General features: G+C 68.1%; 21 protein-coding genes. 5 read left to right on the top strand and 16 right to left on the bottom strand.

Translation table 11 applies throughout. From position 1 onward, the window contains the following. Nucleotide 1: 1 nt before the first annotated feature. The 8 genes from deoC to HNP73_RS08220 all read right to left on the bottom strand — a co-directional run bounded on the left by deoC (nt 2) and on the right by HNP73_RS08220 (nt 10,942). Nucleotides 2-760 carry a deoxyribose-phosphate aldolase gene (gene deoC / locus HNP73_RS08255; RefSeq protein WP_184148209.1) on the bottom strand — a complete coding sequence of 253 codons (759 nt, stop codon included), beginning with the start codon at nt 758-760 and terminating at the stop codon, nt 2-4. Beyond that, nucleotides 757-1,380 (bottom strand): cytidine deaminase, encoded by a 624-nt coding sequence (locus tag HNP73_RS23645; RefSeq protein ID WP_343063304.1) that lies wholly within the window; start codon nt 1,378-1,380, stop codon nt 757-759. The genes deoC and HNP73_RS23645 overlap by 4 nt, the downstream gene beginning before the upstream one ends. Next, nucleotides 1,268-2,692 (bottom strand): sigma-54-dependent transcriptional regulator, encoded by a 1,425-nt coding sequence (locus HNP73_RS08245; protein WP_184148207.1) that lies wholly within the window; start codon nt 2,690-2,692, stop codon nt 1,268-1,270. Before HNP73_RS08245 ends, HNP73_RS23645 begins: the two co-directional genes overlap by 113 nt. Nucleotides 2,693-2,694: 2 nt before the next feature. Further along, entirely contained in the window at nt 2,695-4,071 is a 1,377-nt protein-coding gene (locus tag HNP73_RS08240) for a response regulator (protein WP_184148206.1), read from the bottom strand. Between the two features lie 256 nt (nt 4,072-4,327). Beyond that, nucleotides 4,328-5,968 (bottom strand): sensor histidine kinase, encoded by a 1,641-nt coding sequence (locus tag HNP73_RS08235; protein WP_184148205.1) that lies wholly within the window; start codon nt 5,966-5,968, stop codon nt 4,328-4,330. Further along, the gene (locus tag HNP73_RS08230) at nt 5,968-6,375 is read right to left on the bottom strand and encodes a putative pterin-binding protein (protein ID WP_184148204.1); all 408 of its coding nucleotides are present in this window, start codon (nt 6,373-6,375) and stop codon (nt 5,968-5,970) included. The genes HNP73_RS08235 and HNP73_RS08230 overlap by 1 nt, the downstream gene beginning before the upstream one ends. A gap of 285 nt (nt 6,376-6,660) precedes the next feature. Further along, nucleotides 6,661-8,559: a propionyl-CoA synthetase gene (locus HNP73_RS08225; RefSeq protein WP_343063234.1), complete on the bottom strand. Its 1,899-nt coding sequence runs from the start codon at nt 8,557-8,559 to the stop codon at nt 6,661-6,663. 103 nt (nt 8,560-8,662) lie between these two features. Further along, complete coding sequence (locus tag HNP73_RS08220; RefSeq protein WP_184148203.1) at nt 8,663-10,942, bottom strand: NADP-dependent malic enzyme; 2,280 nt, start codon at nt 10,940-10,942, stop codon at nt 8,663-8,665. Nucleotides 10,943-11,283: 341 nt separating this feature from the next. On the opposite strand from HNP73_RS08220, the gene HNP73_RS08215 reads away from it, so the two are divergent. Beyond that, nucleotides 11,284-12,816 carry an ankyrin repeat domain-containing protein gene (locus HNP73_RS08215; RefSeq protein WP_184148202.1) on the top strand — a complete coding sequence of 511 codons (1,533 nt, stop codon included), beginning with the start codon at nt 11,284-11,286 and terminating at the stop codon, nt 12,814-12,816. A 69-nt stretch (nt 12,817-12,885) separates the two neighbouring features. Here HNP73_RS08215 and HNP73_RS08210 read toward each other — a convergent pair whose 3' ends face one another. Beyond that, the gene (locus HNP73_RS08210) at nt 12,886-13,614 is read right to left on the bottom strand and encodes a DUF1428 domain-containing protein (protein WP_184148201.1); all 729 of its coding nucleotides are present in this window, start codon (nt 13,612-13,614) and stop codon (nt 12,886-12,888) included. 121 nt (nt 13,615-13,735) lie between these two features. On the opposite strand from HNP73_RS08210, the gene HNP73_RS08205 reads away from it, so the two are divergent. Further along, complete coding sequence (locus HNP73_RS08205) at nt 13,736-14,389, top strand: winged helix-turn-helix transcriptional regulator (protein WP_184148200.1); 654 nt, start codon at nt 13,736-13,738, stop codon at nt 14,387-14,389. A gap of 185 nt (nt 14,390-14,574) precedes the next feature. Here the strand turns inward: HNP73_RS08205 and scpA are convergent, their stop codons facing one another. Further along, the gene (scpA, locus tag HNP73_RS08200) at nt 14,575-16,728 is read right to left on the bottom strand and encodes a methylmalonyl-CoA mutase (RefSeq protein ID WP_184148199.1); all 2,154 of its coding nucleotides are present in this window, start codon (nt 16,726-16,728) and stop codon (nt 14,575-14,577) included. Between the two features lie 72 nt (nt 16,729-16,800). On the opposite strand from scpA, the gene HNP73_RS08195 reads away from it, so the two are divergent. Both HNP73_RS08195 and HNP73_RS08190 read left to right on the top strand, forming a co-directional pair. Then, complete coding sequence (locus HNP73_RS08195) at nt 16,801-17,208, top strand: DUF4174 domain-containing protein (RefSeq protein WP_184148198.1); 408 nt, start codon at nt 16,801-16,803, stop codon at nt 17,206-17,208. Between the two features lie 26 nt (nt 17,209-17,234). Continuing rightward, complete coding sequence (locus tag HNP73_RS08190; RefSeq protein ID WP_184148197.1) at nt 17,235-17,510, top strand: PepSY domain-containing protein; 276 nt, start codon at nt 17,235-17,237, stop codon at nt 17,508-17,510. A 41-nt stretch (nt 17,511-17,551) separates the two neighbouring features. Here the strand turns inward: HNP73_RS08190 and HNP73_RS08185 are convergent, their stop codons facing one another. The 6 genes from HNP73_RS08185 to HNP73_RS08160 all read right to left on the bottom strand — a co-directional run bounded on the left by HNP73_RS08185 (nt 17,552) and on the right by HNP73_RS08160 (nt 22,454). Then, nucleotides 17,552-19,552: an acetyl-CoA carboxylase biotin carboxylase subunit gene (locus tag HNP73_RS08185; RefSeq protein ID WP_184148196.1), complete on the bottom strand. Its 2,001-nt coding sequence runs from the start codon at nt 19,550-19,552 to the stop codon at nt 17,552-17,554. Nucleotides 19,553-19,587: 35 nt separating this feature from the next. Further along, entirely contained in the window at nt 19,588-19,770 is a 183-nt protein-coding gene (locus HNP73_RS08180) for a hypothetical protein (RefSeq protein WP_184148195.1), read from the bottom strand. 108 nt (nt 19,771-19,878) lie between these two features. Further along, a complete protein-coding gene (locus tag HNP73_RS08175; RefSeq protein WP_184148194.1) occupies nt 19,879-20,055 on the bottom strand; it encodes a hypothetical protein in 177 nt (58 codons plus the stop codon). Nucleotides 20,056-20,139: 84 nt separating this feature from the next. Next, nucleotides 20,140-20,490 (bottom strand): hypothetical protein, encoded by a 351-nt coding sequence (locus tag HNP73_RS08170; protein ID WP_184148193.1) that lies wholly within the window; start codon nt 20,488-20,490, stop codon nt 20,140-20,142. 16 nt (nt 20,491-20,506) lie between these two features. Then, nucleotides 20,507-20,752 carry a hypothetical protein gene (locus HNP73_RS08165; RefSeq protein ID WP_184148192.1) on the bottom strand — a complete coding sequence of 82 codons (246 nt, stop codon included), beginning with the start codon at nt 20,750-20,752 and terminating at the stop codon, nt 20,507-20,509. A gap of 169 nt (nt 20,753-20,921) precedes the next feature. Next, the gene (locus HNP73_RS08160) at nt 20,922-22,454 is read right to left on the bottom strand and encodes an acyl-CoA carboxylase subunit beta (protein WP_184148191.1); all 1,533 of its coding nucleotides are present in this window, start codon (nt 22,452-22,454) and stop codon (nt 20,922-20,924) included. Nucleotides 22,455-22,600: 146 nt separating this feature from the next. Between HNP73_RS08160 and HNP73_RS08155 the strand changes: the two genes are divergently transcribed. After that, nucleotides 22,601-24,001 carry a helix-turn-helix domain-containing protein gene (locus HNP73_RS08155; RefSeq protein ID WP_184148190.1) on the top strand — a complete coding sequence of 467 codons (1,401 nt, stop codon included), beginning with the start codon at nt 22,601-22,603 and terminating at the stop codon, nt 23,999-24,001. Nucleotides 24,002-24,123 lie beyond the last annotated feature (122 nt).

Raw genomic sequence — 24,123 nt, 5'->3', positions numbered from 1 at the left:
GTCAGTAGCCCTCGCCCGTCGCGCCGGCCGCCGCGCCGTCGAGCGTCGCGAGGAGCGCGGTCAGGACGCCGGACGCACCGATGCGGAAATGCTCTGGCGTCGCCCATCCCCGCCCCATCCGGCTGTCGCAGAGGTCGAGATAGACCGCCGCGTCCGCGGTGGTCTTCACGCCGCCCGCAGGCTTCAGGCCGACGTCACGCCCCGAGGCCAGGATTGCGTCGAGCAGGATCGCCGCCGCCTCGGGCGTGGCATTGACCGGAACCTTGCCGGTCGAGGTCTTGAGGAAATCCGCGCCCCCGGCCAGCGCGGCATCGGCGGCGGTGCGGATCAGGGCGGGATCGGCGAGTTCGCCGGTCTCGAGGATGGTCTTCAGCCGCGCCCGACCACAGATCTCCTTGACCGCGGCGACCTCGTCGGTCACCGCCGGAGCATGCCCGGCGACGAGCCGGCGCCATGGAACGACAAGGTCGATCTCGTCGGCGCCATCGCCAAGCGCGCGCTCCACTTCACCGAGCGTCGCGGAGAGCGGCGCCGTGCCGGCGGGGAAGTTCACCACCGTCGCCACCCGGATGCCGCTGCCACCGAGCGCGCGCCGCGCCTGCGCCACGAAGGCCGGCCAGATGCAGATGGCGGCCACCGGGCCGTGCGGTGTCTGCGCCCGTTGCGCGAGCGCGTCGACCGCTGCGGCATCACAATCAGCGTCGAGGTTTGTCAGATCGAGGCTCGCGAGCGCGCGGGCGGCGACGTCCATCGGGGTCATTCGCTGGTCCCCGCCAGATGCGCCGGCCCGAAGGCGCCGGGCAAGAGCGCGCCAACCGTGGTCCGCGCCCGCTCTCCACCGAGATCCGCCAGCACGACCGGCACCCCGGCGTCGGCGAACTCCGCGAGCTTCTGCCGGCAACCGCCGCAGGGCGTGACGAGTTCCGGTCCGTCGGAAACCACCCACACCTCGGCGATCGCGGTGCGCCCGGCGGCGACCATCGCCGCGATCGCTCCCGCCTCGGCACAGGTCCCCTCGGGATAGGCGACATTCTCGACGTTGCAGCCAGCGTGCACGCTGCCATCCGGGCAGCGGATCGCGGCGCCGACGGAGAAGCCGGAGTACGGCGCGTAGGCATTGGCGCGGGCGCCGATCGCGGCAGCAAGCAGGGTCATTGTCGGCCATCCATTTCGGCTGACCCGACTATGGTGGCGTGAAGCGGAATGGCAAGAGCCGCGCTTCCGATCGCGGCCGGAGCCCGCGCCGCGGCGTGAAGCCCTGACGTGGCTACTGGGCGCCGGCCCGCCGCTGAACCCCGGTCCACATCTCGAGCTTGCGGTAGATCGTCGACGGCGAGAGTTCGAGCATCCGCGCCGCGCGAGGAATCGAGCCGTCGCAATGGGCGATTGTCGCCTCGATAAGCTCTCGCTCCACATCGGCCATCGGCGTGCCGACCAGCGAGGCGATCCCTGCCGATGACCGGCTGACCGCGGTTTCCTGCGCAGGGGGCAAGCCGTGCAGCGGCAACGCCGACACAGCCGGCGTCGCGGGAAACTCGCCCGGCAGCATGCCGGCGCTGACGAGCGGACCGTCGTTCAGCACCACGACATTGCGCACCACATTGAGAAGCTGCCGCACATTGCCGGGCCATGGGCGCGCGGTCAGCACCTCCGCAGCCTCCCTGTCGAAGCCGACGAAGTCCTTGCCCTCTTCCGCCGAGAAATCAACGAGGCTCGTCTGGGCGATCTGCATGATGTCGCCGGGCCGCTGGCGAAGTGGCGGCATGTGGATCGGCACCACGTGCAGGCGGTAGTAGAGATCCTCGCGGAACCGCCCGGCGCGGACTTCCTCCGCCGGATCGCGGTTCGTGGCGCAGACGATGCGCACGTCGACCTGCACCGGTCGCGCGGCACCGACCGGCTGGATCGTCGAGGTCTGCAGGAAGCGCAGCAGCTTCGTCTGCAGCGACAGGTCCATCTCGCAGATCTCGTCGAGAAACAGCGTCCCGCCGTCGGCCACGGCGGCAGCACCCGGCTTGTCGGAAAGCGCGCCGGTGAACGCGCCCTTCAGGTGGCCGAACACCTCCGATTCCAGCAGGTCGCGGGGAATGGCCGCGCAATTCAGCGGCACGAAGGGCCTGGCCCTCCGCGTCGACATGGCATGGATCGCCCGGGCGCAGACTTCCTTGCCGGTGCCACTCTCGCCGGTGATGAAGACCGTCGCGGTCGAGCGGCCGATGGCCCGGACCATGCGGTAGATCTCCGCCATGGCCATGGACGTGCCGATGAAGCCCTCGAACCCGGTGACTTCCTCGGGCACAGCCTCGGCGTCGTCGTCAGCCGCCGCCGGCGCGGACGCGAGCGCATTCTCGACCGCGCTGAGCAGCCGGCCCTCGTCGAAAGGCTTCACCAGGAAGTCGAACGCCCCGGCGCGCATCGCCTGCACGGCCCGGTTGATCGAGCCATTGGCGGTGATGACGATCACCCGCGTGTCCGGCGCATCGATGCGCAACCGGTCGAGCAATTCGAGCCCGTCGCCATCCGGCAATTGCAGATCGAGAAGCACGACCCGGGGCGCGGCCTGCTCGCAGCGCTGCCGCGCCTCGGCCAGCGAGAAGACGCTGACGACCCCATGCCCGGCGCGCGTCAGCACCGTCTGGTAGAGCAGCGAAAGCGACGCAGTATCCTCGACCAGCAGTATCCGTGCAGGCATGATCAGGGCCTCTTTTCACGCCAGTTGCCAGCGAAGCCAACGGCAGCGTCGATTTCATCGATGCAGCGGCGAAGCTCTCCCGCCATGCGCTCGGAAGCCTCGCAATGAGCGAGCGCGTTCAGCGCCCGGGCACTTGCCTGCAGCCTGAGCGCGCCGATGGCTCCGGCGACGGATATCAGGATGTGCGAGGCCGACCGGATCGCCACCCTGTCGAGGTCGGGCAACGCGGCGGTCAGGGTTGTCTGGGCGCTCTGCAGGTCCGCCACGACTTTCTCGATCAGCTCCCCCACCGTGTCGGGGCCGATCGCTTCGGCGAGCGCGTCGAACGTCGCCTGGTCGATGACCGGCCCCGAGGCCGCCGCCGCGTCGACGTCCGGCACCTCCGCCTCACGCGGGAACGCGCGCGCCGCATGGCCCGCGAGCGCGCGGCCGAGCGCCTCGACACTGACGATCGGCTTCGAGATGAGCCCGTTCGCCCCCGCGGCCGAGATCCGCTCGCGATGCTCCCGCATGGCATAGGCGGTCAGCGCCACGATCGGCACCTGAGCGCGCTCGTCCGGACGCGTCCGGATCGCCCGGATCACGTCGAGACCGGACAACCTCGGCATCTCGATATCGACCACCACCAGGTCCACCTTCTCCGCGTCGAAACGATCGAGCGCTTCGACCCCGTCGCTCGCGATGATCACGTCGGCGTTGAGTGCGCGCAGCATCTGCGAGGCAACCATCTGGTTCGTGGGGTTGTCCTCGGCAAGCAATACCCGGAGGCCGGACAGATCCGCCACCGGGGCAATCGTTTTCGGAATAATTTCGCTGACGGCCGCCTGCGCGGGAAAGCGTACCTCCGCCTCGACCCCACCGCACGAGCGTGTCGCGACCTGAACCGTGCCGCCGAGCTCTTCAGTCAGCGAATGCACGATGTGCAGCCCGAGCCCCTCCCCTGTCCGCCGGGGGCGGTCACCCTCGGCGGGCCGCAGGCCGGGGCCCTCGTCAGTCACCCGAAAAACCACCGCGCCATCGCCGGCGCGCTCCACCAGCAGCCGCACGGTACCGCAGTCGGCAAACTTGAGCGCGTTGCCGATGAGGTTATCGAGGATGCGCGTCGTCGGTGTGAGGCCGAGAGCGATCGCGCGCGGCACGTTCTCCGCAACCCGCACCTCGAAGCCGAGTCCGCGCTCCCGCGCCTCCCCTGCGTGACGGCGGCGCAGGAAGGCAACCAGATGGGCGAGATCGATCGGCTCCGCCGCCTCCAGCGGCTCCTCTGCGCCGGCACTCGGATCGCATCCGAGCAAGCGCGCGAGCGTCATCGCGGCAGCAGCCGTGCGCTCGACCTGCTCCCGCACCGATGCGGGTACCAACGTGAGATCGATCTGGCTCACCCCACCGATGACACCCTGAAGCGCCCCCCGGACATCGTGGCGGAGCATGGCCGATTCGCGGTCGCTGCGACCGCCATCCGAGGGCGAGTCGCGAAACGGATCAATGATGCTCATGCCTCTGACGCCCACGGCACAGCGCCAGGACCGTGCATTCGAGAACGATGTACCACCAATGGTTGAATCACCAACAGAGAATTGCTCAAGACACGATACCCGAGCGGCAATGGATTTGCAAAAGGCAAAGAACCCTCGATCGTCAGGACGCGAGGCGGCCAATGATGGTCTGCCGCAGCCGCCCCATGTCGTTTGGCGATTCGACCACATCGTCAAAGAACTCTGGAACCTGTGGCAGTCCGAGCGACACGAACAGCGCCCCCGGATAATGGCTTCTCAGGCGCGACATCAGCGGAGCCTCGCCAACACTGGTACTATCGACCAATACGACATCGACCGCTCCCTCCCCGGAGACGAAAGCCACCCGGTCGGACTTGAGCGCCGCCTGATAGATCGTGGCCAGTGCCGCCGATCGGGTCTGAAGCAGCACCCTGATTTCCTCGAGCCGCGGCGCCTCACAGCGAACTGAAACACGGAGCACGCGACGGTCGTCGGTCTGCGCCGGCAGCGACAGTATGCCGCCGGACGCCGAAATCAGCCCACGCGCGATCAGCGGACGCAGCGCCTCCGCAGTCACCTGGTCAGGACTGAACTCGTTCAGTCCCGTCAGCAGGTCGAGCTTCCAGTCGGTCGAATCCTTGGCCCTTTCAGCGCCGCCGTCGAGCGCGATGTCGCCGCTGAACAAGCCGTCACGGTAGCCGAAGTTCAGCTCCACCTGATCGAGCGGCCGACCCTCGATCAGGAAGGAGACCAGATGCACGAAGATCTGCCGCAGCCGGTCCATGTCGCCGATGATCCGCTCCGGCGTACCGGGCTCCACCGTCACGACCACGCGCGCAAGGCCCTCGCCCTTCAGCTCGGACTGGATCGCCTCGGCAAGCGCCCCGACCCGGAAAGGCTGTGGCTTGAGCTGGAAGCGCCCGTCCTGCAACTCGCCATAGTCGAGCAGCCCCGACAGCATCTGCAACATCGACTGGCCCGACTGCTGGGCCTGCACCACAAGCCGTCGGTGCCGCTCGGCCAGCTCGCTCTGCCCGAGCAGCGCAAGCGGCCCGAGAATGCCATTCAGCGGATTGCGCAGCTCGTGGCTCATCATCGACAGGAAGCGCGACTTCGCCCGGCTTGCCATTTCCGCCTGCTCGGCACTGCGCTGGCTGAGCAGCGCCAGATGCCGTTGCCGCCGATTCTCGCGAAGAATGAGCGCGAGCGCGATCACGCTGAGCACCACCGCCGCCATCGAGATGATCGCGGTCGTCCGCGCGCTGGACTGGATGCGGCTGCGCACCTGCGCACTCGCTTCGCCGTCAGCCCGCACCACCCGCAGAGTGTATTCGCGCAGGTCGGTCTGGAAACCGTCGAGCGTCGCCTCGATGAGGCCGGCCGTCGCGCGATCGGCGGGGTCGAGGTTCGCGAGCTTCCCATCGATCTCTTCAAGGTAGCTCGCGAGCTTCGAGACCGATCCGTGCTCGCCATCGTATTGCTCGAGCCGCGCGCCGACGAGCCCGTGGCCCATCATGAAGACACGGCTCCACAGAATGTCGAAACGGTCGCGCATCGTCGTTGCGGCGTCGGGTGACGGATCATCCGCGACGTGCCGCAGCGCGAGCCGGAAGCGCAGCAGCTCGATCTCCATCTGCGCGGCCGCCCACTGGGTATTGTCCTGGCTGATCACCCGCAGATTCTCCACATCCCGCCGGATGGAGAAGAATCCGACCGCGCCGAATCCCACCATGAACAGCAGGACGAGCAGGACGAGCGGACGGGTGAACGGGCGTTTGGTCATCACTCGGCGGTTATCTCCACGACCTGCCAGATGAGGCGGCGGCTGTAGATCGGATCGCGCAGTTCGGTGAAATCGGAGATCGGATACATGAGCCAGATCGGCCCCTTGTCGCGCCGCGACAGACGTTCGCCATCGGCCTCGATCGCAAGGATGGCGTCATAGTCGCGGAAGTTCTGGGTCGGGATGTCGACGTAGTAGTCATTCGCGGCGACGAACCGGACATTGTCGGTCTGATCGAGGCCCACCCGCGCAAGCACATCCCGCACGAGCGGCCCTCGATAGGTGACCTTGCCATCAACGAATTCGTTTTCGGTCGCAAACGTGGTCTGTTCCATGGAAAGCAGATCGTCGATGGAAAGCTCGAGTTGCCTCGAACCGTTCACCAGCGTCAGAGCCGCAGCGGCCATCGCTTGTCCGGCGAACACGCCGGCAATAACCGTCGCGCCGAGAACCCCTGAGAGCCTCCGCAACCCGCTGTGAATTCCAGCTGACACTGAAGGCTCCTCGCATCCTGCATGTAGCATGGGGCCACACGTTCACCGGCGGCCCCGAAGTCAACCCAGCAACTACCATGCCAAGTTGACGCGAGGTTAAAACCCAATCGGTTGTGGAGCAGATTTCCAAATCGCGAGTTCCCCTGCTCGCAATGCGGGAATGTAGACTTCAGTATTCGCGTATTGCAAATCCCGAAGTCAGCTCCGAACAGGCAGGCCAATCTGGCGCAGGCTGTCGCCGATCTCGCTCAAAGTCGCGGGATCGTCGATGGTCGCGGGCGCTGTCCAGGCTTCGCCGTCGGCGATCCGGCTCATCACGCCGCGCAGGATCTTGCCCGAGCGGGTCTTTGGCAGTCGCTCAACGATCACCGCGGTCTTGAACGCCGCCACCGGACCGATGATGTCGCGCACCCGCTTCACGCACTCCTTGATCACCTCGGCCTGATCCCGGTCACAGCCCTTGTTGAGGCAGAGGAAACCCAGCGGCGCCTGGCCCTTCAGCTTGTCAGCGACGCCGATCACCGCGCATTCCGCCACATCCGGGTGCCCGGCCAGCGCCTCCTCGATCGCGCCAGTGGAGAGGCGGTGCCCCGCCACGTTGATCACGTCGTCGGTGCGGGCCATGATGTAGAGGTAGCCGTCCTCGTCGATCAGCCCGGCGTCGCCGGTCTCGTACCAGCCGGGGAATGTCTCGAGATACGCCTTCTCGAAGCGGGCATCCGCGTTCCAGAGCGTCGGCAGCGTCCCCGGCGGCAGCGGCAGGCGGATCGCCACCGCCCCGAGGATTCCGGGCTTCAGCACTTCCCCGCCCTCGCCCAGAACCTGCACGTCATAGCCCGGCATCGCCACCGCGGGCGAGCCCGGCTTGACCGGCAGGAGCTCGATCCCGGCCGGGTTGGCGCAGATCGCCCAGCCGGTCTCGGTCTGCCACCAGTGATCGATCACCGGCACCCCCACATGGCGCTGCGCCCATTCGATGGTGTCGGGATCGGCGCGTTCGCCGGCGAGGTAGAGATAGCGCATCTTGCTGATGTCGTACTTCTTGATCAGCTCGCCCTGTGGGTCGTCGCGCTTGATGGCCCGAAGCGCGGTCGGCGCGGTAAAGAAGCTCCGGACGCCGTATTCCTCGATCACCCGCCAGAAGGTGCCCGCGTCCGGGGTGCCCACCGGCTTGCCCTCGAAGACGACCGTCGTCGCGCCGAAAAGCAGCGGCGCGTAGCAGATGTAGGAATGCCCGACCACCCAGCCGACATCCGAGGCGCTCCAGAACACCTCGCCGGGCTGCATGTCGTAGATTGCCTTCATCGTCCAGGTGAGCGCTACCATGTAGCCGGCGGAGGCGCGCACCACACCCTTTGGCTGGCCGGTGGTGCCGGAGGTGTAGAGGATGTAGAGCGGATCCATCCCGCCCACCGGAACGCAGTCAGCCGGCTCGACGCCCTCCTGCGCCGCGAACCAGTCGAGGTCGCGGCCCTCGACAAGGGTGGCCGGTGCCTGCTCTCGCTGGAAGACGATGACCGTGCCCGGCTTGTGCTCGGACCGCTCGATCGCGGCGTCGATGAGTGGCTTGTAGGCGACGACCCGCCCCGGCTCGATGCCGCAGGACGCGGCGATGATCGCCTTCGGCTTGGCGTCTTCGATGCGGACGGCGAGTTCCGGCGCGGCGAAACCGCCGAAGACCACCGAATGGATCGCGCCGAGTCTGGCGCAGGCGAGCATCGAGATGAGCGCCTCGGGGATCATCGGCATGTAGATGACGACCCGGTCGCCCTTTTCCACGCCGCGCGCCTTGAGCGCCCCGGCAAGCCCGGCCACCCGCTCCTGCAATTCGGAGTAGGTGACGCGGCCTTTCGTGTCGGTGATCGGCGAATCGTAGATGATCGCCGCCTGATCACCGCGACCGGCGGCAACGTGCCGGTCGACGGCATTCCAGCAGACATTGCACACTGCGTCCGCGAACCAGCCGTAGAATGGCGCGCGGGAGGCGTCGAGCGCAGCGCTCGGCGGAGTCAGCCAATCAATGGCTTTCGCCGCCTCCATCCAGAAACTCTCAGGATCCTGCTTCCACCCGGCATAGACGTCTGCGTAGCTCGACACGGCGGCCTCCCCCTTGCGGTTCCTCGGGAGGTCAGCCGCAGGCCGGCTCCCGATCGCGACAGTGTTCGCGATCGTGCCCTGCCGCCTTGATCGAACGCAAGCCTCAGCCGTAGCTCTGCACTGGTGCGCCGGCGAGCGCCGCGATGTTGAGCAGACCGCGCGCGGTGATCGACGGTGTGACGATCTGTGCGCGGTTGCCCATTCCCATCAGGATCGGCCCCACTTCGAGACCGCCCGCGATCGACTTGATGATGTTGCGCGCCCCGCTCGCCGCGTCGGTGTTGGCGAACACCAGCACGTTTGCGACGCCGGTGAAGCGCGAGTTCGGGAAAAGGCGGGCCCGCACATCCGGGTCCAGCGCGGCGTCGGAGTGCATCTCGCCCTCGTACTCGAAGTCGAGGCTCTGGCCGTCGAGGATCTCGAGCGCCGCGCGCATCCGCCGGCCGCTGTCAGTATCGAGGTTGCCGAACTGGGAATGCGAGCAGAGCGCGATCTTCGGCGCGAGACCGAAGCGCCGCACGTGCCGGGCCGCCGCGATCACCACGTCGGCGATCTCCTGAGCGCAGGGCTCGGGATGCACCTGGGTGTCGGCGATGAAGGTGACGCCCTTCTCGTGGATCATCAGCGACAGCGCGCCGACCGGCCGCAGCTTCGGCGTGCCAAGCACCTGCCGCACGTAGTTGAGGTGCCACAGGTACTGGCCGAACGTGCCGCAGATCAGGCTGTCCGCATCGCCACGCTGGACCATCACCGCGCCGATCGCCGTGGTGTTGGTGCGCATGATCGCGCGGGCCAGATCCGGCGTCACGCCGCGCCGCTGCATGATGGTGTGGTACGTGCCCCAGTAGTCGCGATACCGCGGGTCATTCTCGGGATTGACCAGCTCGAAGTCCCGGCCCGCCACCAGCGGAATGGCGTCCCGCTCGCACCGGCTCTCGATCACCTCGGGGCGGCCGATCAGGATCGGTCGGCCCACCCCCTCCTGGACCATTGCGTGGGCCGCGTGCAGCACGCGCTCGTCCTCGCCCTCGGCAAAGACCACGCGGCGCTCGCCGGTGTGGGCCACCTCGAACACACGCCGCATGATGAAGGCAGAGCGGAACACCGACTGGTTGAGCGCCGCCTTGTAAGCCTCGATGTCCTCCACCGGGCGCGTCGCCACGCCGGACTCCATTGCCGCCTGCGCGACCGCGCCCGCGACGATGGCCAGAAGCCGGGGGTCGAATGCCTTCGGGATCAGGTAGTTTCGCCCGAAGCTCAGCCGCTCTCCCTGATAGGCCGCCGCCGCCTCGGCGCTCGACGAGGCCCGCGCCAGCGCCGCGATGCCCTCGACGCAGGCGATCTGCATGGCGTCGTTGATCACCGTGGCGCCGACGTCGAGCGCGCCGCGGAAGATGAACGGGAAGCAGAGGACGTTGTTGACCTGGTTCGGATAGTCCGACCGCCCGGTCGCGATGATGACCGACGGATCGGCCGCCCGCGCGTCCTCAGGGCTGATTTCCGGGTTCGGGTTCGCCAGCGCGAACACGATCGGATCCGCGGCCATCCGCTTCACCATGTCGGGCGTCAGCACGCCCGGGCCGGAGAGCCCGAGGAAGAGGTCGGCCCCGTCGATCACCTGATCGAGGGTGCGCAGGTCGCTCGCCTGCGCGTAGGCCGCCTTCTCCGGGTTCATGTCCTGCTCACGGCCGCTGTAGACCAGTCCGTGGATGTCGCAGAGCCAGACGTTTTCTCGGCGCGCGCCAAGCTTCAGCAGCATGTTGAGGCAGGCGATGCCCGCGGCGCCACCGCCGGTCGAGACGATCTTGATGTCCTCGAACTTCTTGCCCGCCACCAGCAGCGCGTTGGTCGCCGCGGCACCGACGACGATCGCCGTGCCGTGCTGGTCGTCGTGGAACACCGGGATCTTCATCCGCTCACGGCAGAGCCGCTCGACGATGAAGCAGTCCGGCGCCTTTATGTCCTCAAGATTGATTGCTCCGAACGTCGGCTCGAGGCTCGTGACGATCTCGGCGAGCTTCACCGGATCGCTCTCGTTGACCTCGATGTCGAAGCAGTCGATGTTGGCGAACTTCTTGAAGAGGACAGCCTTGCCCTCCATCACCGGCTTCGACGCGAGCGCCCCGATGTTGCCAAGGCCGAGGACTGCGGTGCCGTTCGAAATCACCGCCACCAGATTGCCGCGCGTCGTGTAGCGCGCAGCGGCGGCCGGGTCGGCCTTGATCTCCAGGCAGGCCTCAGCGACGCCCGGCGAATAGGCCAGCGAGAGGTCCCGCTGGTTCGCCATTGGCTTCGTCGCCCTGATTTCGAGCTTCCCGGGTTTCGGATGCTCGTGATACTGGAGCGCCGCCTGCTGTGCCGTTTGCTGGTTGCCGCTGTCCATCAGTCGTTCCTTCCCACTGTGGCGCCGCAAACTTACGCGCGGCTCGCTCCGGTTCCGTGTTGCATCGCCCCAACTGCCGGTCAAGCCGCCCGCCGGGCGGAGGTGCTTCAGCCAGTTTCGGCAGAATGGCCGCCGCCGCTGTTTCGCGCCTTTCCGGCCCCTCCCGGACGTCTCGCCGCTTGCGCCGCCGCGCGGTGCCGCGCTAGGTTTCGATCCGGCGGATCGAGACGCCTCCAGACCCGCGGGAAGGGCCGAGCCTCCTCGACCAGACGACGAACGCTGAACCGCTCCCTCGTGCGGCCGTTCGCGGGTCATCGGCCGATGCACCGGGAGGAGTCCGAATGCCCGCCCTTACCCCCTCGCCCGATCTCGGGCAGCTTCGTCGTCAGGCGAAGGAACTCGTGCGCGCCGCCCGTGGCGGTGACGCCGCCGCCCTCGCGCGCCTCGGCGAAACGCTCGCCCCGCCGCGCCTCTGTGACGCCCAGCGCGCCCTCGCCCGCGAGGCCGGGCTTCGCAGCTGGCCCGAGCTCGTGCGCTACGTCGAGGCCCGGCGCGCCGATCTCACCGCCCGCCGCCGTCTCTGGCTCTCGTGGGCGCTCGAGCCCGACGCGCGCGGTCACCGGCTCGCAATCCGCATGCTCACCGATGACCCGGACCTCGTTGCGGCCGATCCCTGGATCGCCTGTGCGGCAGGCGATGCCGATGCGGTCTCGCATATCCTCGCGCGCCAGCCGGAGTTCGCTTCCCGGCGCGGCAATCACCAGCTGACGCCGCTCGCCGTCACCGTGCGCTCCCGCCTTATCCACGCCGGCCGGAAGGACGGGCTGATCGAGACCGCCCGTCGCCTCCTCGCCGCCGGTGCCGACCCGAACGCCCGCTGGATCGACCCGGACTGGCCGGAGAACCCGCTGCCCGTCCTCTATGCCGCCGCCGGGGTCACCCATGACCCGGAAATGACCGCGCTGCTTCTCGCCGCTGGCGCCGATCCCGACGACGGCGAGTCGCTCTATCATGCGACCGAGTCGCGCTCGACCGATTGCGCCCGCGCGCTTCTCGACGCCGGTGCCCGAATCACCGGAACGAACGCTGTCGCCCGCGCGCTCGACTTCGATAACCTCGCGATGCTCGACCTGCTGCTCACGCGCGGGGCGGATGCCACGGCACCGGCCGGCGGGCCGGCGGACGCGGACCAGAACCTGCTTCGCCACGCCCTCGACCGCGGCCGCTCGCTCGCCCACCTGCGCGCGCTCATCGACGCCGGGGCCAATCCGCGCGCGGTGGCAGACGACGGCGCGAGCGTCGCCGATCGCGCCCGGCAGCTCGGCCGGACGGACGTCCTCGACCATCTCGGCGGCCTCGGCATCGCCCCCGCCGCAACCGAAGGCGCCGCCGGCATCGTCGCCAGCTTCGTCGCTGCCTGCACGCGTGGCGACGCCGCCGCTGCCGGGGAGATTCGCCGGAGCGCACCCGACATTGTCTCGCGCCTCTCTGCGAACGAGGTTCGCCTGCTGCCTGAACTCGCCGGCCTCGGCGCCGGCGCCGCCGTCCGGGTCATGCTTGCCGAAGGCTGGCCGATCGAGGCACGCGCCGCCGAATGGGACGCAACCGCGCTCAATACGGCAATGTTCAAGGGCGACGCCGCAATGGCCGCGCTCCTGCTCGATGCGGGAGCGAACTGGCGGGCGCAGCATGGCTTTGGCGACAACGTACTCGGCACGCTCGCCTTCTCCAGCCGCTCCCAGGGGATCAGCGACCCCGCACCCCGCGACTGGGCCGGGTGCGCCGCCACGCTGCTCGCCCACGGCATCCCGCGCCAAGCATTCGAGGGGCGGCGCTATGCGCCAGAGGTCGACGCCGTGCTCGACCGCGGATAACGGGTCCGGTTTCCAACGCGAAAGGGGATCGCGGGATCGCCGCGACCCCCTCGGGCAATCGGAGCGAGTTCACGCCCGGTCGGAATCGAAGATCGGGGTGAAGCCACCCCAGATCATGCGCTTGCCGTCGAAAGGCATCTCCGGCATCGGCTGGCCCTCCATCTCCTGCATCATCTTCTCGGCAGCGGCGTCGCAGGTCTCGCGGTCCGGCCACGAGGTCCAGGAGAAGGCGACGTCCTCGCCGTCCTCTGCCGCGACAGCGCGGTACATGTCGGTCAGCTTGCCCCTTGGGACGTCCGCGCCCCAGTTCTCGAACGTTCCGAGACAGCCGTTCGGCGCGAACGAGCCATCGTGCGCTTCCTTCGCCATGGCGACATAGGCGTCGGCGCTCTGCCTGGGGACCGGAACGAGGAAGCCCTGATAGTACCCCGCGCCACGGTCGGTGCCCGCGGCGAAGACCGGAGCGAAGCCACCCCAGAACAGGCGCTTGCCGTCGAACGGCAACTCGCCGATGTCGGCCTCCATGTCCTTGTCGGACATCATTTCCTGCCAGGCCCGGTCGGCCGTCTCGCGGTCCGGCCACTCGATCCACGAGAACACGACGTTCTCGCCGGGCTCGGCCTGCGTGGCGCGCAGGAAGTCGGTCTGCTTGCCCGGCTGCACGTCCTCGCCCCAGGTCTCGACCGACCGCGTGGCGCCGCGCTTCTCGAAGTGAGGCCATGCCCGCTTGGCGTGTTCGAGATACTTCTGCTTGTTGTCCTCCGGTACGGCAGCAACAAACCCGGAATAGTAAGCCATCTTCTACTCCCTGGATTGGCGGGCCGCCCACCAGCGGCCCCTCCGTCTCGGGGCCGAAACCCCGCTGGCGAGTCGGAGTATCGCAGTTGAAGTATGAAAAAACAACCTCTAGTATTAAAACATGACTACCGGCGAGACTCCGCGACTGCGCTATGACGAGGGCTGCCTGGCGGCCCACGCGCTCAATCTCATCGGCGACCGCTGGGCGCTGCTGGTGGTGCGCGAGCTCATCCTGACGCCGAAGCGGTTCCAGATGCTGCGCGCCGGGCTGCCCGGCATCACGGCGAGTGTGCTGACGGCGCGACTCGGGCAACTCGCCGGGGCGGGCGTCGTGCATCACGACCAGCGCCTTGGGCTCTATGGGCTGACCGATCTCGGAGGCGCGCTGCTGCCCGTGCTGGAGGCACTCTGCCGCTGGGCGCTGCTCGCCCCCGGCCACGACCCGACCCGTTTCATCAGCCCGACGGCGCTCATGCTCTCGATGCGGGTAAACCTGATGCGCGACGCCGCGGCCGGCCGGACGATGGCGGCGGGTTTCGGCTTCGGCAGCGAAGCCTTCGAACTCCGCCTGGCGGATGGGCGGCTCGGCATCCTTCCGGTCGAGCGCCCGCAGACGCCCTTCGTTCTCGACGGCGACGGTAACACGCTCGCCGCCGCCGTCTATGGCCCGGTGCCGCTCGCCGCAATGGCCGCAGCCGGGACGATCGCGGTGGAAGGAGATCACGCGCAGGCCCAGGCGTTCGTGGACCTGTTCCAGTTGGCGCCTCAGGGCTGACGCGGACCAGAGGCCGCATCACGAGGCGCGGCCAGTGCCAGGGCCGCCCGGCTCAGGGGGCGGGAAGCCGGCAATGCTCTGTTCGCCGAGGGAAGTGGACCCGAAAACCACTCCGTCCGAAGGTCCACCAATCCGCCAGGCGGGCGAGGGAACGATCGCCCCTCCGCCCTCCGGGGCGGCCCCCGTCAGGTCGCTGGCGTGCCGCCTTCCGGCCGGCTCTGCTCCTGGATCAGCGCAAGGATCTCCCGCGCCGCCGCGGGGATGTTCGTCCCCGGCCCGAAGATCGCCGCGACCCCGGCGCGCTTCAGGAAGTCGTAGTCCTGCTGCGGGATCACGCCACCGCAGATGACGAGGATCTCGCCCGCGCCCTCGGCGCGCAGCGCCTCGATCAGCTTCGGCGCGAGGGTCTTGTGCCCCGCTGCCTGACTGGAAATGCCGACTACATGCACGTCGTTGTCGATGGCGTCCTGCGCCGCCTCTTCCGGCGTCTGGAACAGCGGGCCGACATCGACGTCGAAACCGATGTCGGCGAAGGCGGTCGCGATCACCTTCGCCCCCCGGTCGTGGCCGTCCTGCCCCATCTTCACCACGAGCATGCGCGGACGACGGCCTTCCTCCTCGGCGAAAGCCTCCACGTCGCGCTGGATCTGGGCGAAGCCCTCGTCGCCCTCGTAGGCCGCGCCGTAGACCCCCGCGAGGGTCTTCACCTCGGCGCGGTGCCGTCCGAACACCTTCTCCATCGCGTCCGAAATCTCCCCAACGCTTGCACGCGCCCGCGCCGCCTCGACCGCCGCCGCCAGCAGATTGCCGCCCTCGCGCGCCACACGCTCCACCTCGGCCAGCGCCGCCGCGCAGGCATCCGCGTCCCGCGTCGCCCGGATCCGCTCAAGCCGGGCGATCTGGCTGTCGCGCACCTTCACGTTGTCCACGTCGAGGATGTCGATGGGCTCCTGCTCGGCGAGCCGGTACTTGTTCACCCCGACGATCACCTCTTCGCCCCGGTCGACCGCCGCCTGGCGCCGCGCCGCGGACTCCTCGATCCTGAGCTTCGGCATGCCGCTGCCGACGGCCTTCGTCATGCCACCGAGTGCATCGACTTCCTCGATGAGCTCCCAGGCCTTCGCCGCGAGCTCCGCCGTCAGGCTCTCGATGTAGTAGGAGCCGGCAAGCGGATCGACGACATTGGTGATCCCGGTCTCTTCCTGCAGGATCAGCTGGGTGTTCCGCGCAATCCGCGCCGAGAATTCCGTCGGCAGGGCAATGGCTTCGTCGAGAGCATTCGTGTGAAGGCTCTGCGTGCCGCCAAGGGCTGCCGCCATCGCCTCGTAGGCGGTGCGCACGACGTTGTTGTAGGGATCCTGCTCCTGCAGGCTCACGCCCGAGGTCTGGCAGTGGGTGCGGAGCATCTTGCTGCCGGGCTTCTTCGCGTCGAACTCGGTCATCACCCGGTGCCAGAGCAGCCGCGCGGCCCGGAGCTTTGCCACCTCCATGAAGAAGTTCATGCCGATCGCGAAGAAGAAGCTGAGCCGGCCGGCGAAGGCGTCCACGTCCATGCCGGCGGCGATCGCCGCCTTCACGTACTCCTTGCCGTCGGCGATCGTGAAGCCGAGCTCCTGCACGAGGTTCGCGCCGGCTTCCTGCATGTGGTAGCCGGAAATCGAGATCGAGTTGAACTTCGGCATCTCGGCGGCGGTGTAGCCGATGATGTCCGAGATGATCCGCATCGACGGCTCGGGCGGATACACGTAGGTGTTCCGCACCATGAATTCCTTCAGGATGTCGTTCTGGATGGTGCCCGAGAGCTCCGCCCGCGGCACCCCCTGCTCCTCGCCCGCCACGATGAAGTTGGCGAGGATCGGGATCACCGCGCCGTTCATCGTCATCGAGACGCTGACCTTTTCGAGCGGGATGCCGTCGAACAGGATCTTCATGTCCTCGACAGAGTCGATGGCGACACCCGCCTTGCCCACGTCACCCACCACGCGCGGATGGTCGCTGTCGTAGCCGCGGTGCGTCGCGAGGTCGAATGCGACGCTCACCCCCTGCTGACCGGCGGCGAGCGCCTTGCGGTAAAACGCGTTCGACTCCTCGGCGGTCGAGAACCCGGCATACTGCCGGATCGTCCACGGCCGGCCGGCGTACATCGTGGCCCGCGGGCCCCGGGTGTAGGGTGCCATTCCGGGCAGACTGCCCAGATGATCGAGCCCGGCGAGATCGCGCTCGGTATAGAGCGGCTTGACGGCTATGCCCTCCGGCGTCTCCCAGGTCAGGCTCTCCACGGGCTTGCCCCGGAGTTCCTTGCCTGCCAGCGCGTTCCAGGTCTCCAGATCGTCGCTCATGCCGCTTCCTCCGAAAATGTCCTCGCCTTGCCCGCCTCTGGCCGGCTAGATGCGCCACAAAGGGAGGACACCATGCAAAGCGCCCTCGCCACCGTCATCGTCGCGCTCCTCGCGCCGCTCGTCGCTCTCGCCGACGAAACCCCGGCCCCGACGCTCGAAGACCTCAGCGGCCAGTCCCGGGCAGTCGTCGTTTTCGCGGACACGCCGGACGATCCGAAGTTCGTCCAGCAGATCCGCTGGCTCGACGCCGAGCCGGAACCGCTTGAGGACCGCCGCGTTGTCGTCTTGACCGACACCGATCCTGAAGCGAAGGGGCCGCTGCGCCAGCGCCTGCGCCCGTCGGGCTTCGGTCTCGTGCTCATCGACCTCGACGGCGCCATCGCACAGCGTCGGCCGATGCCGACCAGCGTGCGCGAGCTCGTGAACTTCATCGACCGGATGCCGTCGCGCCGACTGGAGACGGGGTCGCACCGCCCCTGAGCCGACTGCCCGAGAAAGGAAACCCCATGAATACTCCTGCAACCGTCACCATTGCCGCGGCTGCCGCCGCGCTTTGCGCACAGGTCGCGCTGGCCCAGGCCCAGCCGGTGCCGCCCCAGGGAGCCTTGCCGCTCGCGGAAATCATCGCCGGCATCGAGAAGTCCCAGCCCGTGGCCACGTTCGAAGAGGTCGAGTGGGACAGCGACGGCTACTGGGAGGTCGAATTCGTCGATACCGAGAACCGCAACATCTCGATGCGCATCGACCCGATGACCGGCGAGCTCTGGACCCGGAAGCCCTGACGCGACCGCGCCGGGATGCCCGGGCGCAGCCCGGCGCATCGTCACTCGAACTCCAGGATGACGTCGTCGACCGCGAGGCTGTCGCCGGCCTTGGCGCAGACCTTCTTCACGACCGCCTTGCGCTCGGCGCGCAGGACGTTCTCCATCTTCATCGCCTCGACCATGGCAAGGGTCTGGCCGTCAAAGACCTCGTCGCCCTCGGCCACGTCGATCCGCACCACGAGGCCCGGCATCGGGCAGAGCAGGAACTTCGAGGTGTCGGGCGGCAGCTTGACCGGCATCCGCGCCGCAAGCTCGGCATTGCGCGGCGTGAAGACGGAAACCTTCAGGTCCGCCCCGCGGTGCCGCAGCCGCATGCCCCCCTCGATCGGATTGACCTTGGCCACCACCTCGCGCCCGTCGATCCGCGCCCGGGCGAGGCGCTGTCCAGGCGTCCACTCGCAGGCGAGGGTCTCGAGCCTCCCGTCGGGCCAGGTCACGTCGCTTCGGTGACCGCTGTTGTCGAGTGCGAGAGGATAGGGCTTGCGGTCGATCATCACGACCCAGTCCCGCCCCACGTGCCGCTGATGATAGGGCATGGTGCCCGACACCTGCGCGGCCCGGCCCTCGGCCACCACATGCATGTGCGCCGCCAGCGCCGCCAGATCGCGCAGCGCGTCCTCCGGCAGGATCGCCCCCTGGAAGCCCTCGGGGTACTCCTCGGCGATGAACGCCGTGGTGATGTCCCCGCTGTTGAAGCGCGGGTGATCCATCACCGCGCTCAGGAACGGCAGGTTGTGCCCGATCCCTTCCAGCTCGAAGCTGTCGAGCGCGCTGCGCATCCCGGCGATCGCCTTCGCCCGGTCCGGCGCCCAGGTGCAGAGCTTGGCGATCATCGGGTCGTAGTACATCGAGATCTCGCCGCCCTCGAAGACGCCCGTGTCGTTGCGCACGGCGCCGGTCGCGGTCTTTTCCTCCGTCGGCGGGCGATACCGCGCCAGCCGACCGATCGACGGCAGGAAGTTGCGATACGGGTCCTCTGCGTAGAGCCGGCTCTCGATCGCCCAGCCGTTGATGCCCACGTCCGACTGCTTCAGCGCCAGCTTCTCGCCCGCCGCCACGCGGATCATCTGCTCCACGAGATCGACCCCGGTGATCAGCTCCGTCACCGGATGCTCGACCTGAAGTCGTGTATTCATTTCAAGGAAGTAGAAGTTGCGCTCACCATCGACGATGAACTCGACCGTGCCCGCGCTCGCGTAATCCACGGCCTTCGAGAGCGCCACCGCCTGCTCGCCCATCGCCTTGCGCGTCGCATCGTCGAGGAACGGCGAGGGCGCCTCCTCGATGACCTTCTGGTTCCGGCGCTGGATCGAGCATTCGCGCTCGTTCAGGTAGATGCAGTTGCCGTGGCTGTCGCCGAGCACCTGAATCTCGATGTGCCGCGGCTGCGTCACGAATTTCTCGATGAAGATCCGGTCGTCGCCGAAGCTCGACGCCGCTTCCGACTTCGAGCGCTCGAAGCCTTCCGCTGCCTCCGCGTCGTTCCAGGCGATGCGCATGCCCTTGCCGCCGCCCCCGGCGGAGGCCTTGATCATCACCGGATAACCGATTTCGTTCGCGATCCGCACCGCGTGCGACGCGTCGTCGATCAGCCCCATGTAGCCCGGCACCGTCGAGACACCGGCCTCTGCCGCGAGCTTCTTCGAGGTGATCTTGTCGCCCATCGCCCGGATCGCGGACGCGGGCGGGCCGATGAACGCCACGCCTTCCGCCGCCAGCGCGTCGGCGAAATCCGCGCGCTCGGACAGGAAGCCATAGCCCGGATGCACCGCCTCGGCGCCGGTCTGGCGGATCGCGTCGAGGATCTTGTCGATCACGATGTAGGACTGGTTGACCGGGGGCGGGCCGATGTGCACCGCCTCGTCAGCCATCTCCACGTGCAGCGCGCCCGCGTCGGCGTCGGAATAGACCGCGACGGTCGCGATCCCCATTTTCCGCGCCGTCTTGATGACCCGGCAGGCAATCTCGCCACGGTTCGCGATCAGGATTTTCTTGAACATTCCGCCTCCGCCGGCTGCGCTGTCGCGCGCCTGAATCACATCGCCGTCCCGACGCTGTCGTCAATCTCGCCCGGGTTCATCGGATCGGGCGAGAGGCCCGAGTCCGTCATAGGATCGATCGGAGCCCCGATCGGCGCAGTCCCGGACGGCACGTCGCTGACACAGGCTGCGAGAAATCCGACGATCGCGAGGGCGACCGCAGTGCGCAGGAGAGTCATGGTCTCGTTCCTCCGGTTCTGGTTGTCGTTCGGGCCGCGGCAGAGGCGAACGCCCCTGCCCCGGTCGGGCACGGGCGTCCCCTCAGGCAAGCTCTAGCGCGACCGCGCTCAGCGCACCGCGCCGATGCCGCCGCCGACCGCGGCGCCGACAAGCGGCTCACCGGCGAGAACCTCACCGGCGACAGCACCGCCGGCCGCGCCGGTAATGACGCGCGTCGATCTGGACTCGCCGCACCCCGCAAGCAGCGCGGCGCAGAACGCCAGAGATGCGATGACCTTCCACATGACATGCCTCCCTTTCCCAAACGGGACGTCCCGCCTGGCGGGCGGATGTCCCCCAGGAGGCAACGCACAGACGACGGCGACGGTTCACATCCCATCGAAGGCCCCCGGAAAGCTTGCCCGCGCCCGGGCGAGATCAACGCGCAGCAGCGCCTCGTAACTCGCGGGATCGAACGGATCCTCGGCCGGCAGCACCTCGCGTCCGAGCAGCCACCCGAGGCGCCCGGCATCGAGGTTGCCCCGCTCGAACGGTTCCTCGCCGAAATGCTCGATCAGCGCGCCAAGGAACGCCTCGTCCGCCGCGCGGTCGATCGCCCGCCGGTCGGCGTAACGCTCCCGCGCCTTCAGCGGCGTCACCTTGCGCGGGTCGGCCCGGCGGATGGTGAATTGCAGGTCCGACCCCGGCAGCCGCCCCGGAAAGCCACGATGCTTCAGCATGGCCGGACCCCTGCGCTCAGTCCTCGCCCAGATGCATGACGGCGATGCCCATGGAAATCGCCCCGAATGTCAGCGACGTCTGGAAGAAGAGCACGAACGTGGCGAGCCCGGTCGTGTCCTTCTCGAGCATGGTCCCGAGCCCCCAGACGTCCCACCAGATCATTCCGAACAGGAACACGCAGCCGAGCACCATGCCGTTCGCAATATGCGTCAGCATGAAGCGCACGAGCTTCGGCAACTGTAGCCAGAGACGTCGGACCATGGCGGGAATCCAGCAGTGTCACGGGAGAGAATAGCGCTCCGCCGCGGCACCGTCCAACCGGCGCCGCGGCGCGGCCCCGGGCGAATGTCGTCGCCAGAGTCCGGACGTCCCGGATCGTCGCCTGTGCCTTCACTGCCGTGTCCACCGTTTCTCGTGCGATCTCTGGGCTCTAGAGCGGAATGTTGTCGTGCTTCTTCCAGGGATTCTCGAGCTTCTTCGTCCGAAGCGAGGCAAGGGCACGCGCCACGCGCTTGCGGGTCGAGTGCGGCATGATGACCTCGTCGATGAACCCGCGCTCGGCGGCCACGAACGGATTGGCGAACCGCTCCTCGTAGTCCTTGGTCCGCGCGCCGATCTTCTCGGAATCGCCGAGCTCGGAGCGGTAGAGGATTTCGACCGCGCCCTTCGCCCCCATCACGGCGATCTCCGCCGTCGGCCAGGCATAGTTGAAGTCACCGCGAAGATGCTTCGAGCTCATGACGTCGTAGGCGCCGCCATAGGCCTTGCGGGTGATGACGGTCACCTTCGGCACCGTCGCCTCGCCGAAGGCGAAGAGCAGCTTCGCCCCGTGCTTGATGATCCCGCCGTACTCCTGTCCGGTCCCCGGCAGGAAGCCCGGCACGTCCACGAGGGTCAGGATCGGGATCTCGAACGCATCGCAGAACCGCACGAACCGCGCCGCCTTGCGGGCCGAGTCGATGTCGAGGCAGCCCGCGAGCACCATCGGCTGGTTCGCGACCACACCGACCGTCGAGCCCTCGATCCGGATGAAGCCGGTCAGGATGTTCCGGGCGAAATCCGGCTGGATCTCGTAGAAATCGCCCTCGTCCGCGACCTTCAGGATCAGCTCCTTCATGTCGTAGGGCGTGTTCGGGTTCGCGGGCACCAGCGTGTCGAGGCTCGGTTCCGCCCGGTCGTTCGCATCGAAGAACGGCCTGACCGGCGGCTTTTCCCGGTTCGAGAGCGGCAGGAAGTCCACGAGCCGCCGCACTTCCGACAGCGCCACCAGATCGTTCTCGTAGGCGTTGTCAGCCACCGAGGACTTCGAGGTATGGGTCTTCGCGCCGCCGAGCTCCTCGGCGGTGACGATCTCGTTCGTGACCGTCTTCACCACGTCCGGCCCGGTGACGAACATGTAGGACGAGTCGCGCACCATGAAGATGAAGTCGGTCATCGCCGGCGAATAGACCGCGCCGCCCGCGCACGGCCCCATGATGACGCTGATCTGCGGCACGACGCCCGAGGCCATGATGTTGCGCTGGAAGACGTCGGCGTAGCCTGCGAGGCTCGCGACACCCTCCTGGATGCGCGCGCCGCCGGAATCGTTCAGCCCGATGACCGGCGCGCCGTTCTGCACGGCCATGTCCATGATCTTGCAGATCTTCTGTGCGTGCGTCTCGCTGAGCGACCCGCCGAACACGGTGAAGTCCTGGGAGAACACGTAGACCTGCCGGCCGTTGATCGTGCCCCAGCCGGTCACGACGCCGTCGCCGGGATAGCTGGTCTTGGCCATGCCGAAGTCGACGCAGCGGTGGGAGACGAACATGTCGAACTCCTCGAAGCTGCCCTCGTCGAGCAGGACCTCGATCCGCTCCCGCGCCGTGAGCTTGCCCTTGGCATGCTGCGCCTCGATGCGGTGGATCCCGCCACCCAGCCGGGCCTCTGCCCGACGCGTCTCGAGCTCGTCGAGGATGTCCTTCATGCGCGCTTCCCCCAAGGTTCCGTCGCCGGGTTCTCGCCGGGTTCTCCCACTGCCATTGCCACGACATACTCCGCCCCGCAACGCCTCTCCGGCAGATTTGCAAATGAGATTGCAAAGACAGGCTGCGAAGTGCAAAGTTGCGAACCATGTCAGCGAATGCAAAACTCTACGCCGGCGTAAAGCTCCGCGAGATCCGAACGCGCCTGAAACTGACGCAGGCGGATTATGCCGCGAAACTAGGCATTTCCCTGTCGTACCTCAGCCAGATGGAAAACAATCACCGCCCGGTTTCGGCCGGGGTGGTGCTGGCGCTCGCGCAGGAACTCGGCGCTGACGTAACCGAACTCGCCGCGGGCTCCACCGAGCGTATGGTCGCCGATATTCGCGAAGCACTCGCCGACCCGGTCTTCGGCACGGCGCCGCCCCTTGGCGACATCCAGCTTCTCGCGTCGAACGCGCCGAACCTTGCACGCTCGTTCCTGACCCTGCACCGGGAGCTGCGCGAGACTCAGGAGCGCCTCGCGCAGGTGAACGAGGCGCTCGGGCGCGAGGATGCGGCCCTCGCGCCGCTGCCGTGGGAGGAGGTGCGCGACTTCTTCCACTACTGCGACAACTACATCGACGCCGTCGATCGCGCCGCCGAGCACTTCGCGGCCCGGCTGGGCGACGGCGAGCGGCGGTCCGCACTCGCCCGGTGGCTCGAGACGCGACACGGCATCACCGTCGCCACCGCCGCGGATGCACCGCTCCGCCGCTTCGACCCGGAAGCCCGGCATCTCGCGCTCGCGGCGCACTCCGCGGGCGCGACCCAGACCTTCCAGATCCTGCACCAGATCGCGCTCATCGAGCATGACGACCTGCTGGAGGCAACGCTCGATCTCGCGCGCTTTCGCACCGAGGCGGCGCGGGCGATCTGCAAGACCGGCCTAGCCAACTACTTCGCCGGCGCGGCGCTCCTGCCCTACGCGCAGTTCCTCGGCCGCGCGCAGGAGCTCCGGCATGACCTCGAAGCCCTCGCCGGTGCCTTCGACGCCTCGATCGAGCAGGTGGGCCAGCGGCTTTCCACACTGCAGCGCACCGGTGCCAAGGGCGTGCCGTTCTTCTTCGTCCGCGTCGATCAGGCCGGCACCATCACCAAGCGCCACTCCGCGACCCGGCTGCAGTTCGCCCGGTTCGGCGGCGGCTGCCCGCTCTGGAACGTGCATCAGGCGTTCGAGACCCCCGGCCGCTTCCTCCGGCAGCTTGCCGAGACCCCGGACGGCGCCCGCTATCTCTGCCTCGCGCGGGACGTCTCGAAGCCCGGCGGCGGCTTCCGCGCGCCGGTCCGCCGCTATGCGATCGGCCTCGGATGCGAGATCGCCCATGCGGGAGCGCTGGTCTACGCCGACGATCTCGACCTGAAGAACGCCGCCGCCTATCAGCCGATCGGCGTCTCCTGCCGGATCTGCGAGCGCCGCGACTGCCACCAGCGCGCCGTCCCGCCTCTGGAGCGGCCCGTCACCGTCGATCCCAACTCGCGCGACGTGCTGCCCTACCGGATCGGCTGACCGCCTCGCGCGCCCCCCGGCCCCCGCGAGACTGTCCCGGACGCTGCACAGGAGATTCCGAGAGCGACGAGGCCGTCGCGGGGCCGATCGGGGACGCCGCGTCTGACGTGGTCAGACGCCTT

The organism is Amaricoccus macauensis (genome assembly GCF_014201905.1).
In the GTDB taxonomy this organism is placed as follows: domain Bacteria; phylum Pseudomonadota; class Alphaproteobacteria; order Rhodobacterales; family Rhodobacteraceae; genus Amaricoccus; species Amaricoccus macauensis.
This window is presented reverse-complemented; position numbering and strand designations above follow the sequence as displayed.

Coding starts and splice junctions, on each gene's coding strand:
- HNP73_RS08235 (WP_184148205.1), bottom strand. CDS start 5,968: ATGACCAAACGCCCGTTCACCCGTCCGCTCGTCCTGCTCGTCCTGCTG.
- HNP73_RS08215 (WP_184148202.1), top strand. CDS start 11,284: ATGCCCGCCCTTACCCCCTCGCCCGATCTCGGGCAGCTTCGTCGTCAG.
- HNP73_RS08205 (WP_184148200.1), top strand. CDS start 13,736: ATGACTACCGGCGAGACTCCGCGACTGCGCTATGACGAGGGCTGCCTG.
- HNP73_RS08170 (WP_184148193.1), bottom strand. CDS start 20,490: ATGCTGAAGCATCGTGGCTTTCCGGGGCGGCTGCCGGGGTCGGACCTG.
- scpA (WP_184148199.1), bottom strand. CDS start 16,728: ATGAGCGACGATCTGGAGACCTGGAACGCGCTGGCAGGCAAGGAACTC.
- HNP73_RS08160 (WP_184148191.1), bottom strand. CDS start 22,454: ATGAAGGACATCCTCGACGAGCTCGAGACGCGTCGGGCAGAGGCCCGG.
- HNP73_RS08155 (WP_184148190.1), top strand. CDS start 22,601: ATGTCAGCGAATGCAAAACTCTACGCCGGCGTAAAGCTCCGCGAGATC.
- HNP73_RS08195 (WP_184148198.1), top strand. CDS start 16,801: ATGCAAAGCGCCCTCGCCACCGTCATCGTCGCGCTCCTCGCGCCGCTC.
- HNP73_RS08185 (WP_184148196.1), bottom strand. CDS start 19,552: ATGTTCAAGAAAATCCTGATCGCGAACCGTGGCGAGATTGCCTGCCGG.
- HNP73_RS08180 (WP_184148195.1), bottom strand. CDS start 19,770: ATGACTCTCCTGCGCACTGCGGTCGCCCTCGCGATCGTCGGATTTCTC.
- HNP73_RS08210 (WP_184148201.1), bottom strand. CDS start 13,614: ATGGCTTACTATTCCGGGTTTGTTGCTGCCGTACCGGAGGACAACAAG.
- HNP73_RS08230 (WP_184148204.1), bottom strand. CDS start 6,375: ATGGCCGCTGCGGCTCTGACGCTGGTGAACGGTTCGAGGCAACTCGAG.
- deoC (WP_184148209.1), bottom strand. CDS start 760: ATGACCCCGATGGACGTCGCCGCCCGCGCGCTCGCGAGCCTCGATCTG.
- HNP73_RS08245 (WP_184148207.1), bottom strand. CDS start 2,692: ATGCCTGCACGGATACTGCTGGTCGAGGATACTGCGTCGCTTTCGCTG.
- HNP73_RS08190 (WP_184148197.1), top strand. CDS start 17,235: ATGAATACTCCTGCAACCGTCACCATTGCCGCGGCTGCCGCCGCGCTT.
- HNP73_RS08165 (WP_184148192.1), bottom strand. CDS start 20,752: ATGGTCCGACGTCTCTGGCTACAGTTGCCGAAGCTCGTGCGCTTCATG.
- HNP73_RS08175 (WP_184148194.1), bottom strand. CDS start 20,055: ATGTGGAAGGTCATCGCATCTCTGGCGTTCTGCGCCGCGCTGCTTGCG.
- HNP73_RS08220 (WP_184148203.1), bottom strand. CDS start 10,942: ATGGACAGCGGCAACCAGCAAACGGCACAGCAGGCGGCGCTCCAGTAT.